Origin of the sequence: Halomonas organivorans (genome assembly GCF_014192055.1) — a bacterium.
Taxonomy (GTDB): Bacteria; Pseudomonadota; Gammaproteobacteria; order Pseudomonadales; family Halomonadaceae; genus Halomonas; species Halomonas organivorans.
The window spans coordinates 20,889-38,393 of sequence record NZ_JACHXM010000022.1; the positions used below are offsets into that span (position 1 = coordinate 20,889).

Below are 17,505 nucleotides of genomic sequence, written 5' to 3' on the forward strand. Positions count from 1 at the left end.
CGAGGGCCCGGCCCGCCGATGCCGCCCCGATAACGACACGAGAGCACGCCATGAAAACCGTCACCCTGAGCACGCTGCAGGCCACCAAGCGCGCCGGTGAGGCCTTCAGCTGCCTGACCGCCTACGATGCCACCTTCGCCCATACCGCCAGCCAGGCCGGTATCGAGGTGCTGCTGGTAGGCGACTCCCTGGGCATGGTCCTGCAGGGTCACGCCAGCACGCTGCCCGTCACCCTGGAAGATGTCTGCTATCACACCCGCTGCGTGGCCCGCGGCAAGGGCGCGAGCCTGCTGATGGCCGACCTGCCGTTCATGAGCAATGCCAGCACCGAGCGCCTGCTGGAAGATGCTGGGGCGCTGATGCGTGCCGGGGCGGAAATGGTCAAGGTGGAGGGCGAAGCCTGGATGGCCGACGGCGTTCGCGAACTGACGCGCCGTGGCGTGCCGGTGTGCGCCCACCTGGGGCTGACGCCCCAGACCGTCTACCAGTTGGGCGGCTACAAGGTACAGGGCCGCGACGCCGATCAGGCCAGCCGCATCCTCGAGGACGCCCGCACGCTGGTCGAGGCCGGTGCCTCGGTGATCCTGCTCGAGTGCGTGCCGGCGAGCCTGGGTCGCGCCGTGGCCGAGGCCCTGGACGTGCCGGTGATCGGCATCGGCGCAGGCCCCGACACCGACGGCCAGATCCTGGTGATGCACGACGTGCTCGGCATCACCGCCGGGCGCACCCCGCGCTTCGTGAAAAACTTCATGGCAGAAGCCGATGACATCCAGGCGGCGTTCCGCCGCTATCACGAGGACGTCAAGGCGCGGCGCTTCCCCGCCGAGGAGCACTGTTTCTGATGCGCACCCTGCACGACATCGCTGCACTGCGCGAGGCCCTGGCGACGCATCGTCGGGCCGGTCGCACCATCGGCCTGGTGCCGACCATGGGCAATCTGCATGCCGGTCACCTGGCGCTGGTCGCCGCCGCGCGCCGCCGCGCCGACGTGGTGATAGCGACCATCTTCGTCAACCCGATGCAGTTCGGGCCGAACGAGGATCTCGACGCCTATCCGCGCACCCTGGCGGAAGATCGCGCCAAGCTCGAGGCGGCCGACTGCGACCTGCTGTTCGCCCCCGACGTGGCCACCATCTATCCGCGCGGCCTCGCCGTCCAGACCCGGATCAGCGTGCCCGAGGTCTCGGAAGGCCTGTGCGGCGGCGATCGCCCCGGTCATTTCGACGGAGTAGCGACCGTCGTCACCATGCTCTTCAACCTGGTGCAGCCCGATCTCGCCTGCTTCGGCGAGAAGGACTACCAGCAGCTGGCAGTGATCCGCCGCCTGGTGGCCGACCTGCACCTGCCGATCGAGATCGTCGGCGTGCCCATCGAGCGCGCCGAAGACGGTCTAGCGCTGTCCTCGCGCAATGGCTATCTGGATCCGGCACAGCGTGCCCTGGCACCCGAGCTCCATCGCACCCTGTGCGGGCTGCGCAAGGCCCTGGAGGCCGGCGAGCCGGTCGAAGACAGCCTGGCGCACGGCCTTGCACGCCTGCGCGAGGCGGGCTTCGCCCCCGACTACCTGGAACTGCGTGCCGCCGACCTGGGCCCGGTCGGCGAGACCACACGCGACGCCGTGCTGCTCGTCGCGGCGCGCCTGGGCCCGACCCGGCTGATCGACAACCTGTCGCTGACCCTCCCTCGCTAAAGGCCCGGCCACCGCCACCACAGGAGTTGCCCGTCCATGCTGACCACCATGCTCAAGGCCAAGCTGCACATGGCCCGCGTCACCCACGCCGTCCTGAACTACGAGGGTTCCTGCGCCATCGATGGCGAACTGCTGGACATGTCCGGCATCCGCGACAACGAGCAGATCCAGATCTACAACGTCGAGAACGGCCAGCGCTTCACGACCTACGCGATCCGCGCCGAGGAAGGGTCGAAGGTGATCTCGGTCAACGGCGCCGCCGCCCACCTGGCCAGCGAAGGCCAAAGGGTGATCATCTGCAGCTATGCCCAGTACACGGAAGCCGAGCTCGACGCCCACGAGCCCTCCCTGGTCTACCTGCAGGAAGGCAACGTCGTCAGCCACACCAGCAACGCCATTCCCGTCCAGCTCGCCTGATCCGCGCCAGGGTATCGCTCCGGCTGCCTCCCGCTCACTCGCCTATACTGAAGTTCCATTTCTTTTACCTCAGCGGGGATTGCCGCAGCGCACAAAAGTCCCCTATGCTGAGCGGACGCTCGTCCGCGAACTTCAGGAGTAAGCCTCATGCAAGAAGTGGTGATCGTTGCCGCCCGTCGTACCGCCGTGGGTGCCTTCGGCGGCTCCCTGGCAGGCATTCCCGCCAGCGACCTGGGCGCCCATGTCATCAAGGACATCCTGGCCAGCACCGGCGTCGCCGCCGATCAGGTCGACGAGGTACTGCTCGGTCAAGTGCTGACCGCCGGGGTCGGCCAGAACCCCGCTCGCCAGGCCGCCATCAAGGGCGGACTGCCAGACGCGGTGCCCGCCATGACCATCAACAAGGTCTGCGGCTCCGGCCTCAAGGCGCTGCACCTGGGCGCCCAGGCGATCATGCTCGGCGACGCCGAGGTGATCCTGGCCGGCGGCCAGGAAAACATGTCGCTGTCCCCGCACGTGCTGCCCAACTCGCGCAACGGCCAGCGCATGGGCGACTGGAAGGCCATCGACTCCATGGTTCACGACGGCCTGTGGGACGCCTTCAACAACTTCCACATGGGCATCACCGCCGAGAATCTGGCCGAGAAGTACAGCATCACTCGCGAGGCGATGGACGAGTTCGCCGCCGCTTCCCAGCAGAAGGCCGCCGCCGCCATCCGCGAGGGCAAGTTCAAGGGCCAGATCGTTCCGGTGGAGATTCCCCAGCGCAAGGGTGACCCGGTGGTCTTCGACACCGACGAGAACCCCCGCGAAGTCACCGCCGACAAGCTCGGCGGCATGCGCCCGGCGTTCAAGAAGGACGGCACCGTCACCGCCGGCAACGCCTCATCGATCAACGACGGCGCCGCCGTGGTGATGCTGTGCTCCGCCGAGAAGGCCAAGGCCCTTGGCCTCGAGCCGCTGGCCCGCATCAAGGCCTACTCCAACGCCGGCGTCGATCCGGCGATCATGGGCATCGGCCCGGCACCGGCTACCCGTCGCTGCCTGGAGAAGGCCGGCTGGAGCCTCGACGACCTGGACCTGATCGAAGCCAACGAGGCCTTCGCCGCCCAGGCGCTGTCGGTCAACAAGGAGCTCGGCTGGGACGCCTCGAAGATCAACGTCAACGGCGGCGCCATTGCGCTGGGCCATCCGATCGGCGCCTCCGGCTGCCGTATCCTGGTGACCCTGGTGCACGAGATGATCGCCCGCGATGCCAAGAAAGGCCTGGCCACGCTGTGCATCGGCGGCGGGCAAGGTGTGGCACTCGCCATCGAACGCTAAGAGTGGAAGTACCGGCGCTCGGCGACTTCGCATGAAGGGTGCCAACCGCTGAATGAAAAGCCCCCGCTCAGATGAGCGGGGGCTTTTTCGTTCAGCCTGGCCTCCCTCGGCCTCAGCCCTGGGGTGGCCCAACCACCCGGGAGGGCGTGCACGCCACCAGCGCCGCGGCCAGGGTAAACAGCGCCCCGGCGCCGAGCAGCACGCCGGTCAAGCCGATGGCATCCACCACCCGGCCGCCGGCCATGGCACCGATGCCGATCGACAGGTTGAAGACGAAGGCCATCAGCGCGGTGGCCGCCTCGGTATTCAGGGCACTCTTGAGGATCCAGGTCTGCAGGCTCACCGAGATGCTGCCGAACACGGCCCCCCACAGCATCAGCAGCCCGATCGCGGTGGCCGGCTCTTGCCCCAGCCAGGGGAACGCCAGGGTCGCCACGGCGAGCAGCAGCGGAATCACCAGTACGGTGGCATAGGGCCGCCGCCCGGCGGCGCTGCCGGCGAGAAAGTTGCCCGCCAGCCCCGCCCCGCCGTAGCAAAGCAGCAGGGTGCTGACGCTGGTCAGGGGAATGCCGGCAATATGCTGCAGGATCGGACTGACGAAGGTGTAGGCAGCGAAGTGCCCCATCACGATCAGTGCGGTGACGGCCACCCCGACCCGCACCCCACGGCTGGCGAACTGGCCGGCCAGGCTGGAAAGCCGCACCGGCTGCTGCGCCGGCAGCGATGGCAGCAGCTGCCACAGCGCGATCGTCACCACCAGGCTCAGTCCCGACAGCGAGCCGAAGGCGATACGCCAGTCGGTATGCTCGCCGAGCCAGGTGCCTGCCGGCACGCCCAGCACCGACGCCCCTGCCACACCACTGAAGATCAGCGCCATGGCGCGAGGCACCTGTGGCAGTGCCACCAGACGCCCGGCCAGCCCACCGGCGATGGCCCAGAAGCCGCCGATGCACACGCCCACCAGCACCCGGGTGGCCAACAGCATGGCGAACCCCTCGGCCACCGCGCCAAGCAGGCTGGCCAGGGTCATCAACGCCATCAGCCCGGTGAGCAGCCAACGACGATCCAAACGGCCCACCGCTACCGGCAGCAGCGGTGCGGCGAACGCCGCCACCACGCCGGGCACGGTGATCAACAGCCCCGCGATACCCGGTGTGACGGCAAGCGAATCGGCTACCTGGGAGAGCAGCCCGATGGGCAGTTGCTCGGCGGTGACCAGCAGGAAGATGCCGATCATCACCGCGCCCACGCCCAGCCAGTCGCGGCGCTGGGTCATGGCCTTGGCGGCGGATGATGATGGGTCGGAATCGTGGCGCGTCATGGGTCGTCCTTGATCGATGGCGGGGCCGGCCCCGGAACGAGAACGCCCCCGCGGCGTGAGCCACGGGGGCGTTCGGCTCTTTTATCGTGCGATCAGAGCTCGGTCGCGGCTTCCTCGGCCTCGAAAGCACTCTTCTCTTCCGGCGTGATTTCCTTGATGGTCAGCTTCACCCGGTTGCGATTGTCGATATCGAGCACCTTGACCACCGGCTCGTCTCCCTCGTTGAGGAAGTCGCGCACGTCGTTGACGCGCTCGGGCACGATCTGGGAGATGTGCACCAGGCCATCGGTGCCCGGCATGATGTTGACGAAGGCGCCGAAGTCGGCGATCCGCACCACCTTGCCGCGATACAGCTTGCCGATCTCCGGCTCGGCGGTGATCGCCAGCACGGTGTCGATAGCCGCCTTGGCCGCCGACTTATCCTCGGCGTAGATGCGCACGGTGCCGTCGTCGTCCAGGTCGATGGAGGCACCGGTGTCCTCGCAGATCTTGCGGATGGTGGCGCCGCCCTTGCCGATGACGTCGCGGATCTTCTCCGGATCGATCTTGATCGTGGCCATGGAGGGCGCGTTCTCGGAGACCTCTGCACGGCTCTGGGCGATCACCGCGTTCATCTGCTCGAGGATGCTCAGGCGGGCCTCGTTGGCCTGCTGCAGCGCCTGCTCCATGATCTCCTCGTTGATGCCCTCGATCTTGATGTCCATCTGCAGGGCGGTAACGCCGGAGGCCGAGCCGGCCACCTTGAAGTCCATGTCGCCGAGGTGATCCTCATCGCCGAGGATATCGGTCAGCACGGCGAAGCCGTCATCGTCCTTGACCAGGCCCATGGCGATGCCGGCCACCGGGGCCTTCATGGGCACGCCGGCATCCATCAGCGCCAGCGAGGAGCCGCACACGGAAGCCATGGAGCTGGAGCCGTTGGACTCGGTGATCTCGGAAACCACGCGGATGGTGTAGGGGAACTCATCCTCGGCGGGCAGCATGGCCTGGACGCCGCGGCGCGCCAGACGGCCGTGGCCGATCTCGCGACGCTTCGGGCCGCCCATGAAGCCGGCCTCGCCCACGCTGTAGGGAGGGAAGTTGTAGTGCAGCAGGAAGCGGTCCTTGCGCTCGCCTTCCAGCGACTCGATCAGCTGAGCGTCGCGCAGGGTGCCGAGGGTGGCCACGACCACGGCCTGGGTCTCGCCGCGGGTAAAGATCGCCGAGCCGTGGGTCTTGGGCAGGCTGCCGACCTCGATGTCGAGCGGACGCACGGTCTTGTGATCGCGGCCGTCGATGCGCGGCTCGCCCTTGATGACCCGGGAGCGCACCACGCGCTTCTCGAGGCCGGCGAAGGCCCCCTTGACCTCGTCGGCAGCGAACTGGCCCTCTTCCTCACCGGCCAGCTGCGCTACGGCCTCGTCCTTCAGCGCGGACAGGGCGTCCTGGCGGGCCATCTTGTCGGTGATGCGATAGGCCTCGCCGACCTTGGCTTCGAAGCCCAGTGCCACGGCGTCCTTGAGAGCGGTGTTCTCGGCGGCCGGCTGCCAGTCCCAACGCGGCTTGCCGGCCTCGGCGGCCAGCTCGTTGATGGCGGAGACGGCGACCTGCATCTCCTGGTGGCCATAGAGCACGGCGCCCAGCATCTCGTCCTCGAGCAGCTCGTTGGCCTCGGACTCGACCATCAGCACGGCCTTCTCGGTGCCGGCGACGACCATGTTGAGCTCGGACGTGGTGAGCTCCTCGACGGTGGGGTTGAGGAAGTAGCCCTTGTCCTCGGTGAAGCCAACGCGAGCGGCGCCGATCGGGCCGTTGAAGGGCACCCCGGAGACGGCCAGCGCAGCGGAGGTACCGATCATGGCGGCGATGTCCGGGTCCTGGTTACGGTCGGTGGAGAGCACCGTGCAGATGACCTGGACCTCGTTCATGAAGCCCTTCGGGAACAGCGGGCGGATCGGGCGATCGATCAGCCGCGAGGTGAGGGTTTCCTTCTCGGTGGGACGCCCCTCGCGCTTGAAGAAGCCGCCGGGAATCTTGCCGACCGCGTAGGTCTTCTCCTGGTAGTGGACGGACAGCGGGAAGAACGGCTGGGCGGGATTGACGTCCTTCTTCGCCACCACGGTGCACAGCACCACGGTGTCGTCCATGGTGACCATCACGGCACCGGAGGCCTGGCGGGCGATGCGCCCGGTTTCCAGGGTGACGGTACTGCGACCGTACTCAAACGTTTTCTTGACCGGGTTCACGGCGACTTCCTTCAACTTTTCGATTCATGTTCGGGTCGTTTCGACTCGGCGACCATTTTAGGGGTTGACGCTCGCGAGGGCCACCGGTCAAACAGTGCACCGACCATAAACGCAAAACGGGCAGCCCCGGAGGGCTGCCCGTTTCACGTCGTCCTGGACGCCGTCGCTTAGCGACGGAGGCCGAGGCGCTGGATCAGTGACTGATAGCGCTCGAAGTCCTTGCGCTTCAGGTAGTCCAGCAGCTTGCGGCGCTGGTTGACCATGCGGATCAGGCCACGACGGGAGTGGTGATCCTGCTTGTTGGTCTTGAAGTGATCCTGCAGGCCGTCGATGTTGGCGGTCAGCAGGGCCACCTGCACCTCGGGGGAACCGGTGTCGTTCTCGCCACGGCCGTATTCGTTGACGATCTCGGCCTTCTGCTCAGCGGTCAGTGCCATCTGTCTCTCCAGTTCAGCAATATGCCTGAATGATGTGAATGTCGGAGACCACGCATATTTGCAGTCTCCACGCCGGCCCCGAAGGGTCGGATCATGCCGAGTCCGCCTCGGCGGTGCTCAGCAGGCGGCGCGGGGCGATCTCCCCCGCCGCTCTCACCACGCCGAGCCCCAGGAAGGTCTCGTCGCGATAGAGTCTGGCCAGGCCGTCGACCGGCAACTCGCCGGTGTCACACCTGGCACCCTGGCCGTGCAGCAGGCGACTCGCCGCCTGCTCGTCCAGAGCCAGCCTGGGCAGGTCGGCCACCAGCACGTCCACCGGCAGCAGCACGCCTTCGCGGGCCGCCTGGTCCGGCAACGTCTCCAGAGCCTCCGGCCTCAGCATGCCGTCGGCGCCGAAGGGGCCGGTGGCCAGCCGCCGCAGGGCGCTGATGTGGGCGCCACAGCCGAGCGCCTCGCCGATGTCCTCGGCCAGCGTGCGGATGTAGGTGCCCTTGCTCACCCGCACCTCCAGTTCGAAGGCGTGGCCCTCGAACGCAAGAAGGCGCGCATCATACACCGTCACGCGGCGCACTGCACGCTCCACGGTCTTGCCCTCGCGAGCCAGTTCGTAGAGCTTGCGCCCCTGGTGCTTGAGCGCCGAGTACATCGGCGGCACCTGGTCGATCTCGCCGGTGAAGCGCTCGAGAACCCCGCGCAGGTCGGCCTCCACGAGGCGTGGCACCTCGCGGCGCTCGACCACCTCGCCCTCGGCGTCGCCGGAGTCGGTGATCGTCCCGAGCTCGACCCGGGTGCGATACGTCTTGTCGGCATCGAGCAGGAAGGCCGAGAACTTGGTGGCCTCGCCGAAGCACACCGGCAACAGGCCGGTGGCCATCGGGTCGAGGGTGCCGGTGTGGCCGGCCTTCTGTGCCTGGAACAGGCGCCGGGCCCGCTGCAGCGCATGATTGCTGGACGCACCCTGGGGCTTGTCCAGCAGCAGCACGCCGTTGACCGGCAATCCGCGACGCCGACGCGCCATCAGTCGCGCTCTCCCTCGCCGCGCTCGCCGTCGTCACCTTCGACCTCATCGTCGTGACGGTCGCGATCGCTCGCCACCGCCTCGTCGATCAGCGAGGAGAGGTGCTGGCCGCGCACCACGCTCTCGTCGTAGTGGAAACGCAGCTCGGGCACATGGCGCAGCTTGATGCGACGGGCGATCTGGCTGCGCAGGAAACCGGCGGCACGCTTGAGCACCGCCAGATTCTCCTTGATGCGCTCGGCATCCTGCTCGCCGAGCAGCGTCACGTAGACGTCGGCATAGCCGAGATCACGGCTGACCGTGACCCCGCTGACGGTGACCATGCCCAGGCGCGGATCCTTGATCTCGCGCTGGATGAGTACCGCCAGCTCCTTCTGGAGCTGGTCGGCTACCCGGTCGGTACGCTTGAACTCGCGCATGATCGACTCCTCGCGGTCAGAGCGTCCGCTCGACCTTGACCTGATCGAAGACCTCGATCTTGTCGCCGACCTGGACGTCGTTGTAGTTCTTCACGCCGATACCGCATTCGATACCGCTGCGAACCTCGTTGACGTCGTCCTTGTAGCGGCGCAGGGACTCGAGCTCGCCCTCGTAGATCACCACGTTCTCGCGCAGCACGCGGATCTTCTTGTGGCGATAGACGGTGCCTTCGACCACCATGCAGCCGGCCACGGCGCCGATCTTCGGTGCGCGGAAGACGTCGCGAACCTCGGCCACGCCGACGATCTCCTCCTTCCACTCCGGCGCCAGCATACCGCTCATCGCCTGCTTGACCTCGTCGATCAGCTGGTAGATGACGCTGTAGTAGCGCAGGTCGAGGCCTTCGCGCTCGATGATCTCGCGAGCGGCGGCGTCGGCACGCACGTTGAAGCCGACCACGATGGCGTCACTGGCCAGTGCCAGGTTGGCGTCGGTACCGGTGATACCGCCCACGCCGGAGGACACCACGGCGACCTGCACCTCATCGGTGGACAGCTCTTCCAGCGCGCCCTTGATGGCCTCCAGGGAACCCTGGACGTCGGCCTTGAGCACGATGTTGACCTTGGCGACCTCTTCCTGGCCCATCTGGGAGAACATGTTCTCCAGCTTGGCCTTCTGCTGGCGAGCCAGGCGCACTTCGCGGTACTTGCCCTGACGGAAGTTGGCCACTTCACGCGCCTTCTTCTCGTCGTCGAGGACCATGAAGTCGTCACCCGCCTCGGGGGTGCCGTCCAGGCCCTGGATCTCCACCGGCATGGCGGGACCCGCCTCGTCGACCTGCTTGCCGAGCTCGTTGGTCAGGGCGCGCACGCGGCCGTAATGCAGGCCGGCGAGCACGATATCGCCCTTCTTCAGGGTACCGTTCTGGACCAGCACGGTGGCCACCGGGCCACGGCCCTTGTCCAGACGCGACTCGACCACCACGCCCTTGCCGGGCGCTTCCGGGACGGCCTTGAGCTCGAGCACTTCGGAGACCAGCTGGATCGACTCGAGCAGGCCCTCGATGCCTTCGCCGGACTTGGCGGAGACGTGCACGAACTGGGTATCGCCACCCCACTCCTCGGAGATCACGCCGTGCTGGGACAGCTCGTTCTTGACCCGGTCCGGATCGGCGCCCTGCTTGTCGATCTTGTTGACCGCCACCACCAGCGGCACGCCGGCGGCCTTGGAGTGCTCGATGGCCTCGATGGTCTGGGGCATGACGCCGTCGTCGGCGGCCACCACCAGCACCACCACGTCGGTGGCCTTGGCACCGCGGGCACGCATGGCGGTGAACGCCGCGTGGCCCGGGGTATCCAGGAAGGTCACGCCGCCGTGGTCGTCCTCGACGTGATAGGCACCGATGTGCTGGGTGATGCCGCCGGCCTCGCCGGTGGCGACCTTGGCACGACGGATGTAATCGAGCAGCGAGGTCTTGCCGTGGTCGACGTGACCCATCACCGTCACTACCGGCGAGCGGGTGATCTCCTCACCTTCGTAGGAGATGTTCTCGAGAACCTCGGTCTCCAGCGCATCGTCCTTGACCAGCTTGGGCTTGTGGCCCATCTCCTCGACCACGATGGCCGCGGTGTCCTGATCGATGGTCTGGTTGATGGTTACCGCCGCGCCCATGGTGAACATGGTCTTGATGACCTCGTTCGCCTTGATCGACATCTTGTCGGCCAGATCGGCGACGCTGATCGACTCGGGGATCGAAACCTCGCGGACGATCGGCTGGGTCGGCTTCTGGAAACCGTGCTTGCCGCCGCCCTGGCTGCCACCGCGGCGACCGCCGCGACGCTCGGCGCGCTTGGCCTTCTTGCCGCCGCGACGGCGCTCTTCGCGATCGCCACGATCTTCGTCACGGTCATGACGCCCTTTCTTGCCACTCTTCTTGGCAGGCGCGCTGCGACGGTCGGGACGACCCTCCTTGGGCGGGGCCGGCGCGTCCGCCGGAGACGGCGTGGCCTCGAGGTCGGGCACCGGGATCTCCGGCTCGGCCGGCACCGCGGCCTCGGCTTCCGCCTTGGCCTTCTCGTCGGCCTCGCGGGCAGCCTGTTCGGCGGCGCGCTGCTTGGCCTCCTCGGCCTCCTGCGCCTCGCGCTTGGCCTGGGCCTCGGCCATGTCACCGACCAGCTGGCGTGGACCGTGATCCTCGACCTTCGGCTCTTCGGCGGGCTTCTCTTCCTCGCGCTTGACGTAGGTACGCTTCTTGCGCACCTGCACCTCGATGCTCTTGCCGCGGTCACCGGTCTTGATGCGGCTGCGCGTCTTGCGCGTCAGGGTGATGCGGTTCCTGGGCGCGGCCTGCTCGGCACTGCCGCCGTGGCTCTTGGTCAGGTAATCCAGCAGCTGGCGCTTGTCCTCCTCGGACACGGCGTCGCCCTCGGCCTTGTGCTCAAGCCCGGCTTCTTTCATCTGTTCCAGCAGGCGGGGGACATCGCGCCCCACCTTCACTGCAAAATCCTTAACGGTCATTTCTGACATTACGACCCTCCTCAGCCCGTGACCCGTTTACTGTTCGCTCTCGAACCATGGCGCACGGGCAGTCATGATCAGTGCCGCGGCGCGCTCCTCGTCCAGTTCCTCGATATCCGTCAAATCGTCGACGGACTGTTCGGCGAGGTCCTCCATGGTCTTGATGCCCCGGCTGGCCAGAATGAAGGCCAGGTGACGTTCCATGCCCTCCATCTCGAGCAGGTCGTCGGCCGGCTGGGCCCCATCGAGTTCCTCTTCGGAAGCAATGGCCAGGTTCAACAACTCGTCCTTGGCGCGAGCGCGCAGCTCCTCGACGAGATCCTCGTCGAATTCTTCGATCTCCAGCATTTCTTCGGCCGGGACATAGGCGACTTCCTCCAGGGAGGTGAAGCCTTCCTCGACCAGCAGGCGCGCCACATCGTCGTCGATGTCCAGGTGCTGAATGAAATGCTCGACCAGGCTGTCGATTTCCTGGTCGCGCTTGGCCTCGGCCTCGTCCTCGGTCATGACGTTGAGACGCCAGCCGGTGAGTTCGGAGGCCAGGCGCACGTTCTGGCCGCTACGGCCGATGGCCTGGGCCAGATTGTCCTCGGCGACCGCCACGTCCATGGCGTGGGCGTCCTCGTCGACGAGAATGGAAGCGACATCCGCCGGTGCCATGGCGTTGATCACCAGCTGGGCGGGGTTGTCGTCCCACAGCACGATATCCACCCGCTCGTTCTGCAGCTCGGTGGACACCGCCTGGACCCGCGAACCGCGCATGCCCACGCAGGCGCCGACCGGATCGATACGACGGTCGTTGGTCTTGACCGCGATCTTGGCCCGCGAGCCCGGATCGCGGGCTGCGCCCTTGATCTCGATAAGCTGCTCGGCGATTTCCGGCACCTCGATGCTGAACAGCTCGATGATCAGCTCCGGGCAGGTTCGCGACAGGATGAGCTGTGCGCCGCGAGCCTCCGGGTCGACCTTGACCAGCAGCGCCCGAACCCGCTCGTTCATGCGGTAGCGCTCGCCGGGAATCATCTCGCTGCGCGGCAGGAAGGCCTCGGCGTTGTCGCCAAGGTCGATGATCAGGCCATCGCGTGTCGTCTTCTTGACGATGCCCGCGACCAGCTCGCCTTCGCGGTCGGCGTAGAGACGCACCACTTCGGCACGCTCGGCCTCGCGCACTTTCTGCACGATGACCTGCTTGGCAGTCTGCGCTGCGATGCGCCCGAAGGCGGCATTCTCGATCTGCTCCTCGACGACGTCACCCAGGCCCAGCGGCGGATCGCGGCGCTCGGCGAAGGACAACTTGATCTGGGCATCGGGCCCGTCGAAGTCGTCGTCCTCGACGACCTCCCAGCGACGGAAGGTGTCGTAGTCACCGGTGCGGCGATCGATATGCACCCGCACGCTGGCTTCCTCGTCCTCGAAGCGCTTGCGTGACGCGCTGGCCAGCGCCGCCTCGACGGCTTCGAAGATCACCTCGCGGGGGACCCCCTTTTCGTTGGAGATCGCATCGACGACCGCCAGAATCTCTTTACTCATGCCTTAGCCTCGCCAGAAAACCCGTCCTTGTGCATCGACCTCAGTCTTCGAACTGCGGCACGACCCGCGCCTGATCGATGCTCTCGATGGGAAAGCAATATTCCTCGCCGTCGAGCCGCACCAGCACCTCGTCGTTCTCGACCCCGGCCAGCAGCCCCTGGAACTTGCGCCGCCCGTCGAAGGGCACACGCAGCTTCACGGCCACCTGATGGCCGGCATAACGCGCGAACTGCTCGAGGGTATACAGGGGGCGATCCATCCCGGGGGAGGAAACTTCGAGTCGGTACTCGCCGTGGATGGGATCCTCGACGTCGAACACCGCGCTGACCTGACGGCTGACGTCGGCACAGTCATCGACGCTCACACCATCCGGATGATCGATGAAGATCACCAGACGCGAGTGCTTGCCCTGGGACAGGTAGTCGATGCCCCACAGTTCGAAGCCCATGGCCGAAACCACCGGTTCGATCAGCGCGTGCAGCGCAGCATCCTTGGTTGCCACGGAAGAAAGCTCCTACAGCCGTTGCATCAGGCACCTGGCCGGGAGTGAACAGGAAAGTCAGGTGGCTGATTGGCGTTGCCCGGATCAGCCCGCCGACCACGGCCGGCGGGCTGGCCGCTAACAAAAAGCCCCTTCACAGGAAGGGGCTTTTACAAGAAACCTGTATACCACTTCTAAGGTCTGGCATGCCCCTATGCGTACCTGCATGCCTGCCAGGAAGATGGTAGCGGGGACCGGATTTGAACCGATGACCTTCGGGTTATGAGCCCGACGAGCTACCAGACTGCTCCACCCCGCATCAATCTAGGTCGGTGATTCTATGTCGACTCGGCGATTGCGTCAAGCCACATCACACCGTATCGCCAATCCTGCTATGAAGGCCCGATGCGCGACGAACGACATTCGCCGGACCGGCTTCAAGATGGTGCCGAAGGCGGGACTTGAACCCGCACGGCCGTAAGGCCACTACCCCCTCAAGATAGCGTGTCTACCAATTCCACCACTTCGGCATCAGGGGAGGCCGGATTCGCGGCTCAGTTGCTGCCGCTCTCCTCCAGCACTGGCGCAGTATTATCCATACCCTGCCCCTCTTCGTCAAGGGCCGGCACGGCATTCTGCTGCTGTTCGATCAACTCGGCATCGGGAATGCCGGTTTCTTCGGGCGCCTCACCGGCCCGAGAGGCGAAATACGCCAGGGTCAGGGAGGTGGCGAAGAAGGCTGCCGCCAGCACGGCAGTGGCCCGCGACAGGAAGCTACCGCTGCCGCGTGAACCGAACACGGTCTGGGAGGCACCGCCGCCGAACGAGGCGCCGGCATCGGCACCCTTGCCCTGCTGCAGCAGGATCAGGGCGACCAGGGCGATGGCGATCGCCACATGGATCATGAGAATGGCAACTTGCATGGAATCAACCTGCTGACTGGCAAATGGCTAGGAAATCGTCGACTTTCAGGGAAGCCCCACCGATCAGGCCACCGTCGATATCGGGCTGGGCGAGCAGTTCGGCGGCATTGGCGGCCTTCATGCTGCCGCCGTAGAGCACCTGCATGGCGGCGGCGAGCTCGGCGTCGTAGCGGACCAGGCGCTCCCTGATGGCAGCGTGCACGACCTGGGCCTGCTCGGGCGTCGCGGTGCGGCCGGTGCCGATGGCCCACACCGGCTCGTAGGCGACCACCAGGCGGGCACGCTCGGCAGGCTGCAGGGCGTCGAACACCGCCTCGAGCTGGCCCAGCACCACGGCTTCGGTGCGTGCGGCGTCACGCTCTTCAAGGGTCTCGCCCACGCACAGCACCGGGGTGAGCTCAACGGCCAGGGCAGCCCGCACTCGAGCCAGCACGGCGGCATCGTCCTCACCGAACAGGGTGCGACGCTCGGAATGGCCCACCAGCACCATCCGCGCACCGCATTCGCGCAGCATCTCGCCGCTGACCTCGCCGGTGAAGGCCCCCGCGGGCTGATCGCTCAGAGTCTGGGCGCCCAGCGTCAGGCACGAGCCATCGAAGGCGCGCTCTGCGGCCTCCAGATAGGGAAAGGGCACCATCAATGCCACTGCCACGCCTTCCGGCAGGTCGGCATCATGGAAGGCCCGGCCGAACGCTTCGACCAGTGCCCGGGATCCGTTCATCTTCCAATTGCCGGCGATCAGCGGCGTAGGCATGCAACTTCCCTCTTTCAAGGTGGAGCGAAATGGTATAGGAGCGGCCCTGTCAACACAACCAGGGCCGTGAGCCTGTCGATCTCAACGCCGATCCAGGGTGACACATGGCTTGCGGCCGGGATCGTTCGATCCTGCTCGCTGAATGGCGGGCCATTCACCTCGTGAGATCGATCCACATGTCTCGACATCCGGACGCCCCCGAGACCGGGTCGGATCACACCGACCCTTTCGGTCAGGACAGCAGCCCCTCGACGTCACCGGCCAGGCGACGGGCCAGGCCGTCCACGTCGAGGTGCGGGCGCCCCTCGACCATCACCCGAATCAGCGGCTCGGTGCCGGAAGGACGCAGCAGCACCCGCCCCTGATCGCCGAGCTCTGCCTCGACCGCCGCCACCGCCGACTTGAGCGCGGGCTCGTCCATCAGCGCCCGGGCATCGGCGTTCGGCGTCAGCCGCACGTTGACCAGCGACTGCGGCGCCTTCTCCAGGCCATCGAGCAACTGCCCCAGCGCCCGACCCTCGCGAACCATGATCGACAGCACCTGCAGGGCCGAGACGATACCGTCGCCGGTCGTCTGCACATGGCCACAGACGATATGCCCGGAGGATTCACCGCCCAGCTGCCAGCCATTGGCCGCCAGGCGCTCCATGACATAGCGATCGCCGACCTTGGCCCGTTCGAAGGGGATGCCCAGCGTCTCGAGCGCCGCGGCCAGGCCGAAGTTGCTCATCAGGGTGCCGACCACGCCACCGCCCAGGTCGCCTCGCCCGTGGCGGTCGCGTGCGATCAGGTAGAGGATGTCGTCGCCGTCGATCTCGCGACCGTCGGCATCCACCATCAGCACCCGGTCGCCGTCGCCGTCGAAGGCCACGCCCAGGTCGGCGCCTCGCTGGATCACCGCCGCCCGCAGTGCCGCGGGGTGGGTGGAACCGACCTCATGATTGATGTTGAGCCCGTCGGGCTCGGCGCCGATGACGTCCACCCGGGCGCCCAGTTCGCGAAACACGTTGGGCGCAATGTGGTAGGTGGCGCCATGGGCGCAGTCGATCACCATCTTCAGGCCATGCAGATCGACCCGGTCAGGAATGGTCGACTTGCAGAACTCGATGTAGCGGCCGGCCGCATCGTCCACCCGGCGCGCCTTGCCCAGAGCATCCGGTGCCACGGTGGTCAGCGGCTCGTCGAGCATCGCCTCGATGCGCTCCTCGACGGCATCGTCGAGCTTGGCCCCGGCGGCGGAGAAGAACTTGATGCCGTTGTCGGCGAACGGATTGTGGGAGGCCGAGATGACGATGCCCGCATCGGCGCGAAAGGTCCGCGTCAGGTAGGCGATCCCCGGGGTGGGCATGGGACCGAGCAGGATGACATCGACGCCGGCCGCGGACAGGCCGGCCTCCAGGGCCGACTCGAACATGTAGCCGGAAATGCGGGTGTCCTTGCCGATCAACACTCGGGCCCGACCGTTCTCGCGGACCAACACCCGACCGGTGGCCCAGCCCAGCTTGAGCATGAAGTCGGGGGTGATGGGCGCCTCACCCACGGTGCCGCGAATACCGTCGGTTCCGAAGTAACGCTTAGTCATTCTCGCATCCTTCCTCAAGCACGGCCCAGGTCATGTTCACCGCGTCCACGTGGGGCCCCACATCATGGACACGCAGTATCCGTGCACCGCGCTCGACGGCCAGCGCCGACAGCGCCAGTCCGCCGGACAGGCGCTCCTCGACCGGCCGCTCCAGCACCTTGCCGATCATGCTCTTGCGCGACATGCCCACCAGCAGCGGCAAGCCGAGCCGCTGCAGACGCTCCATGCGATTGAGCAGACGCAGGTTATGCTCGACGGTCTTGGCAAAGCCGAAACCGGGGTCGAGGATCAGCCGCTCGCGACGCAGCCCGGCAGCCTCGCAGGCCGCCAGACGCTGCTCGAGAAACTCGGCCACCGCCTCCTCCACGGGCACGTCGTAGTGAGGCGCCTCCTGCATGTCGCCCGGCTCGCCGAGCATGTGCATCACACACACCGGCAGCCCGCTGGTGGCTGCCGCACGCAGGGCTCCTTCACGGCGCAGGTTGCGCACGTCGTTGAGCATCCCGGCGCCGGCCAGCGCCGACTCGCGCATCACCTCGGGCGTACTGGTATCCACCGACACCAAGGCGTCGAGCTCGCGTACCAGGGCCTCGACCACCGGCACCACGCGATCGATCTCCTGCTGCGCCGAGACGGGGTCGGCCCCGGGGCGCGTGGACTCACCGCCGACGTCGATGATCGCCGCTCCCTCGGCCAGCATCTGCTCGGCACGCTGCAAGGCGTCGTCGAGGGCCACGTGGCGGCCACCGTCGGAGAAGGAGTCGGGAGTGACGTTGAGGATCCCCATGACGCGGGGAAAGGAGAGATCGAGCCGGTGCCGGCCGCACTGGAGGGAAGTCGGGGCGCTGTTATGCATCGTCGTCCTGG

At 66.8% G+C, this 17,505-nt stretch carries 16 protein-coding genes and 2 tRNA genes; 4 read left to right on the plus strand and 14 right to left on the minus strand.

Going from position 1 to position 17,505, the window contains the following annotated elements; translation table 11 throughout:
- Positions 1-50 precede the first annotated feature (50 nt).
- The 4 genes from panB (at position 51) to FHR96_RS16720 (ending at position 3,430) form a co-directional block, all read left to right on the plus strand.
- Positions 51-842 carry a 3-methyl-2-oxobutanoate hydroxymethyltransferase gene (panB, locus tag FHR96_RS16705; protein ID WP_183388865.1) on the plus strand — a complete coding sequence of 264 codons (792 nt, stop codon included), beginning with the start codon at positions 51-53 and terminating at the stop codon, positions 840-842.
- Positions 842-1,690 (plus strand): pantoate--beta-alanine ligase, encoded by an 849-nt coding sequence (gene panC / locus FHR96_RS16710; RefSeq protein ID WP_183388866.1) that lies wholly within the window; start codon positions 842-844, stop codon positions 1,688-1,690. Before panB ends, panC begins: the two co-directional genes overlap by 1 nt.
- A gap of 36 nt (positions 1,691-1,726) precedes the next feature.
- Positions 1,727-2,107, plus strand: coding sequence for an aspartate 1-decarboxylase (panD, locus tag FHR96_RS16715; RefSeq protein ID WP_183388867.1), 381 nt, complete (start codon positions 1,727-1,729; stop codon positions 2,105-2,107).
- Positions 2,108-2,254: 147 nt separating this feature from the next.
- Entirely contained in the window at positions 2,255-3,430 is a 1,176-nt protein-coding gene (locus tag FHR96_RS16720; protein ID WP_183388868.1) for an acetyl-CoA C-acetyltransferase, read from the plus strand.
- A 112-nt stretch (positions 3,431-3,542) separates the two neighbouring features.
- Here the strand turns inward: FHR96_RS16720 and FHR96_RS16725 are convergent, their stop codons facing one another.
- From FHR96_RS16725 to folP, 14 genes are all read right to left on the minus strand, one after another.
- Positions 3,543-4,751, minus strand: a complete 1,209-nt coding sequence (locus FHR96_RS16725) for an MFS transporter (protein ID WP_379685101.1) — start codon at positions 4,749-4,751, stop codon at positions 3,543-3,545.
- Between the two features lie 92 nt (positions 4,752-4,843).
- Positions 4,844-6,976: a polyribonucleotide nucleotidyltransferase gene (gene pnp, locus FHR96_RS16730; protein WP_183388869.1), complete on the minus strand. Its 2,133-nt coding sequence runs from the start codon at positions 6,974-6,976 to the stop codon at positions 4,844-4,846.
- 167 nt (positions 6,977-7,143) lie between these two features.
- Complete coding sequence (rpsO, locus tag FHR96_RS16735) at positions 7,144-7,413, minus strand: 30S ribosomal protein S15 (protein WP_183388870.1); 270 nt, start codon at positions 7,411-7,413, stop codon at positions 7,144-7,146.
- A gap of 91 nt (positions 7,414-7,504) precedes the next feature.
- Positions 7,505-8,431 (minus strand): tRNA pseudouridine(55) synthase TruB, encoded by a 927-nt coding sequence (gene truB / locus FHR96_RS16740; RefSeq protein ID WP_183388871.1) that lies wholly within the window; start codon positions 8,429-8,431, stop codon positions 7,505-7,507.
- Positions 8,431-8,850 (minus strand): 30S ribosome-binding factor RbfA, encoded by a 420-nt coding sequence (gene rbfA / locus FHR96_RS16745; protein WP_183388872.1) that lies wholly within the window; start codon positions 8,848-8,850, stop codon positions 8,431-8,433. The genes truB and rbfA overlap by 1 nt, the downstream gene beginning before the upstream one ends.
- 16 nt (positions 8,851-8,866) lie before the next feature.
- Positions 8,867-11,377 carry a translation initiation factor IF-2 gene (gene infB / locus FHR96_RS16750; RefSeq protein WP_183388873.1) on the minus strand — a complete coding sequence of 837 codons (2,511 nt, stop codon included), beginning with the start codon at positions 11,375-11,377 and terminating at the stop codon, positions 8,867-8,869.
- A gap of 27 nt (positions 11,378-11,404) precedes the next feature.
- Positions 11,405-12,898: a transcription termination factor NusA gene (gene nusA / locus FHR96_RS16755; RefSeq protein ID WP_183388874.1), complete on the minus strand. Its 1,494-nt coding sequence runs from the start codon at positions 12,896-12,898 to the stop codon at positions 11,405-11,407.
- Positions 12,899-12,938: 40 nt separating this feature from the next.
- Positions 12,939-13,400 carry a ribosome maturation factor RimP gene (gene rimP, locus FHR96_RS16760; protein WP_183388875.1) on the minus strand — a complete coding sequence of 154 codons (462 nt, stop codon included), beginning with the start codon at positions 13,398-13,400 and terminating at the stop codon, positions 12,939-12,941.
- A gap of 221 nt (positions 13,401-13,621) precedes the next feature.
- Positions 13,622-13,698 (minus strand) — tRNA-Met (locus FHR96_RS16765).
- 124 nt (positions 13,699-13,822) lie between these two features.
- A tRNA-Leu gene (locus FHR96_RS16770) sits at positions 13,823-13,909 on the minus strand.
- A 24-nt stretch (positions 13,910-13,933) separates the two neighbouring features.
- A complete protein-coding gene (gene secG / locus FHR96_RS16775) occupies positions 13,934-14,302 on the minus strand; it encodes a preprotein translocase subunit SecG (protein WP_183388876.1) in 369 nt (122 codons plus the stop codon).
- A 4-nt stretch (positions 14,303-14,306) separates the two neighbouring features.
- On the minus strand, positions 14,307-15,056 hold the full coding sequence (tpiA, locus tag FHR96_RS16780) for a triose-phosphate isomerase (protein ID WP_183388877.1): 750 nt from the start codon (positions 15,054-15,056) through the stop codon (positions 14,307-14,309).
- 232 nt (positions 15,057-15,288) lie between these two features.
- Entirely contained in the window at positions 15,289-16,638 is a 1,350-nt protein-coding gene (glmM, locus tag FHR96_RS16785) for a phosphoglucosamine mutase (RefSeq protein ID WP_183388878.1), read from the minus strand.
- Positions 16,631-17,494: a dihydropteroate synthase gene (gene folP, locus FHR96_RS16790; protein ID WP_183388879.1), complete on the minus strand. Its 864-nt coding sequence runs from the start codon at positions 17,492-17,494 to the stop codon at positions 16,631-16,633. The genes glmM and folP overlap by 8 nt, the downstream gene beginning before the upstream one ends.
- Between the last annotated feature and the right edge of the window lie 11 nt (positions 17,495-17,505).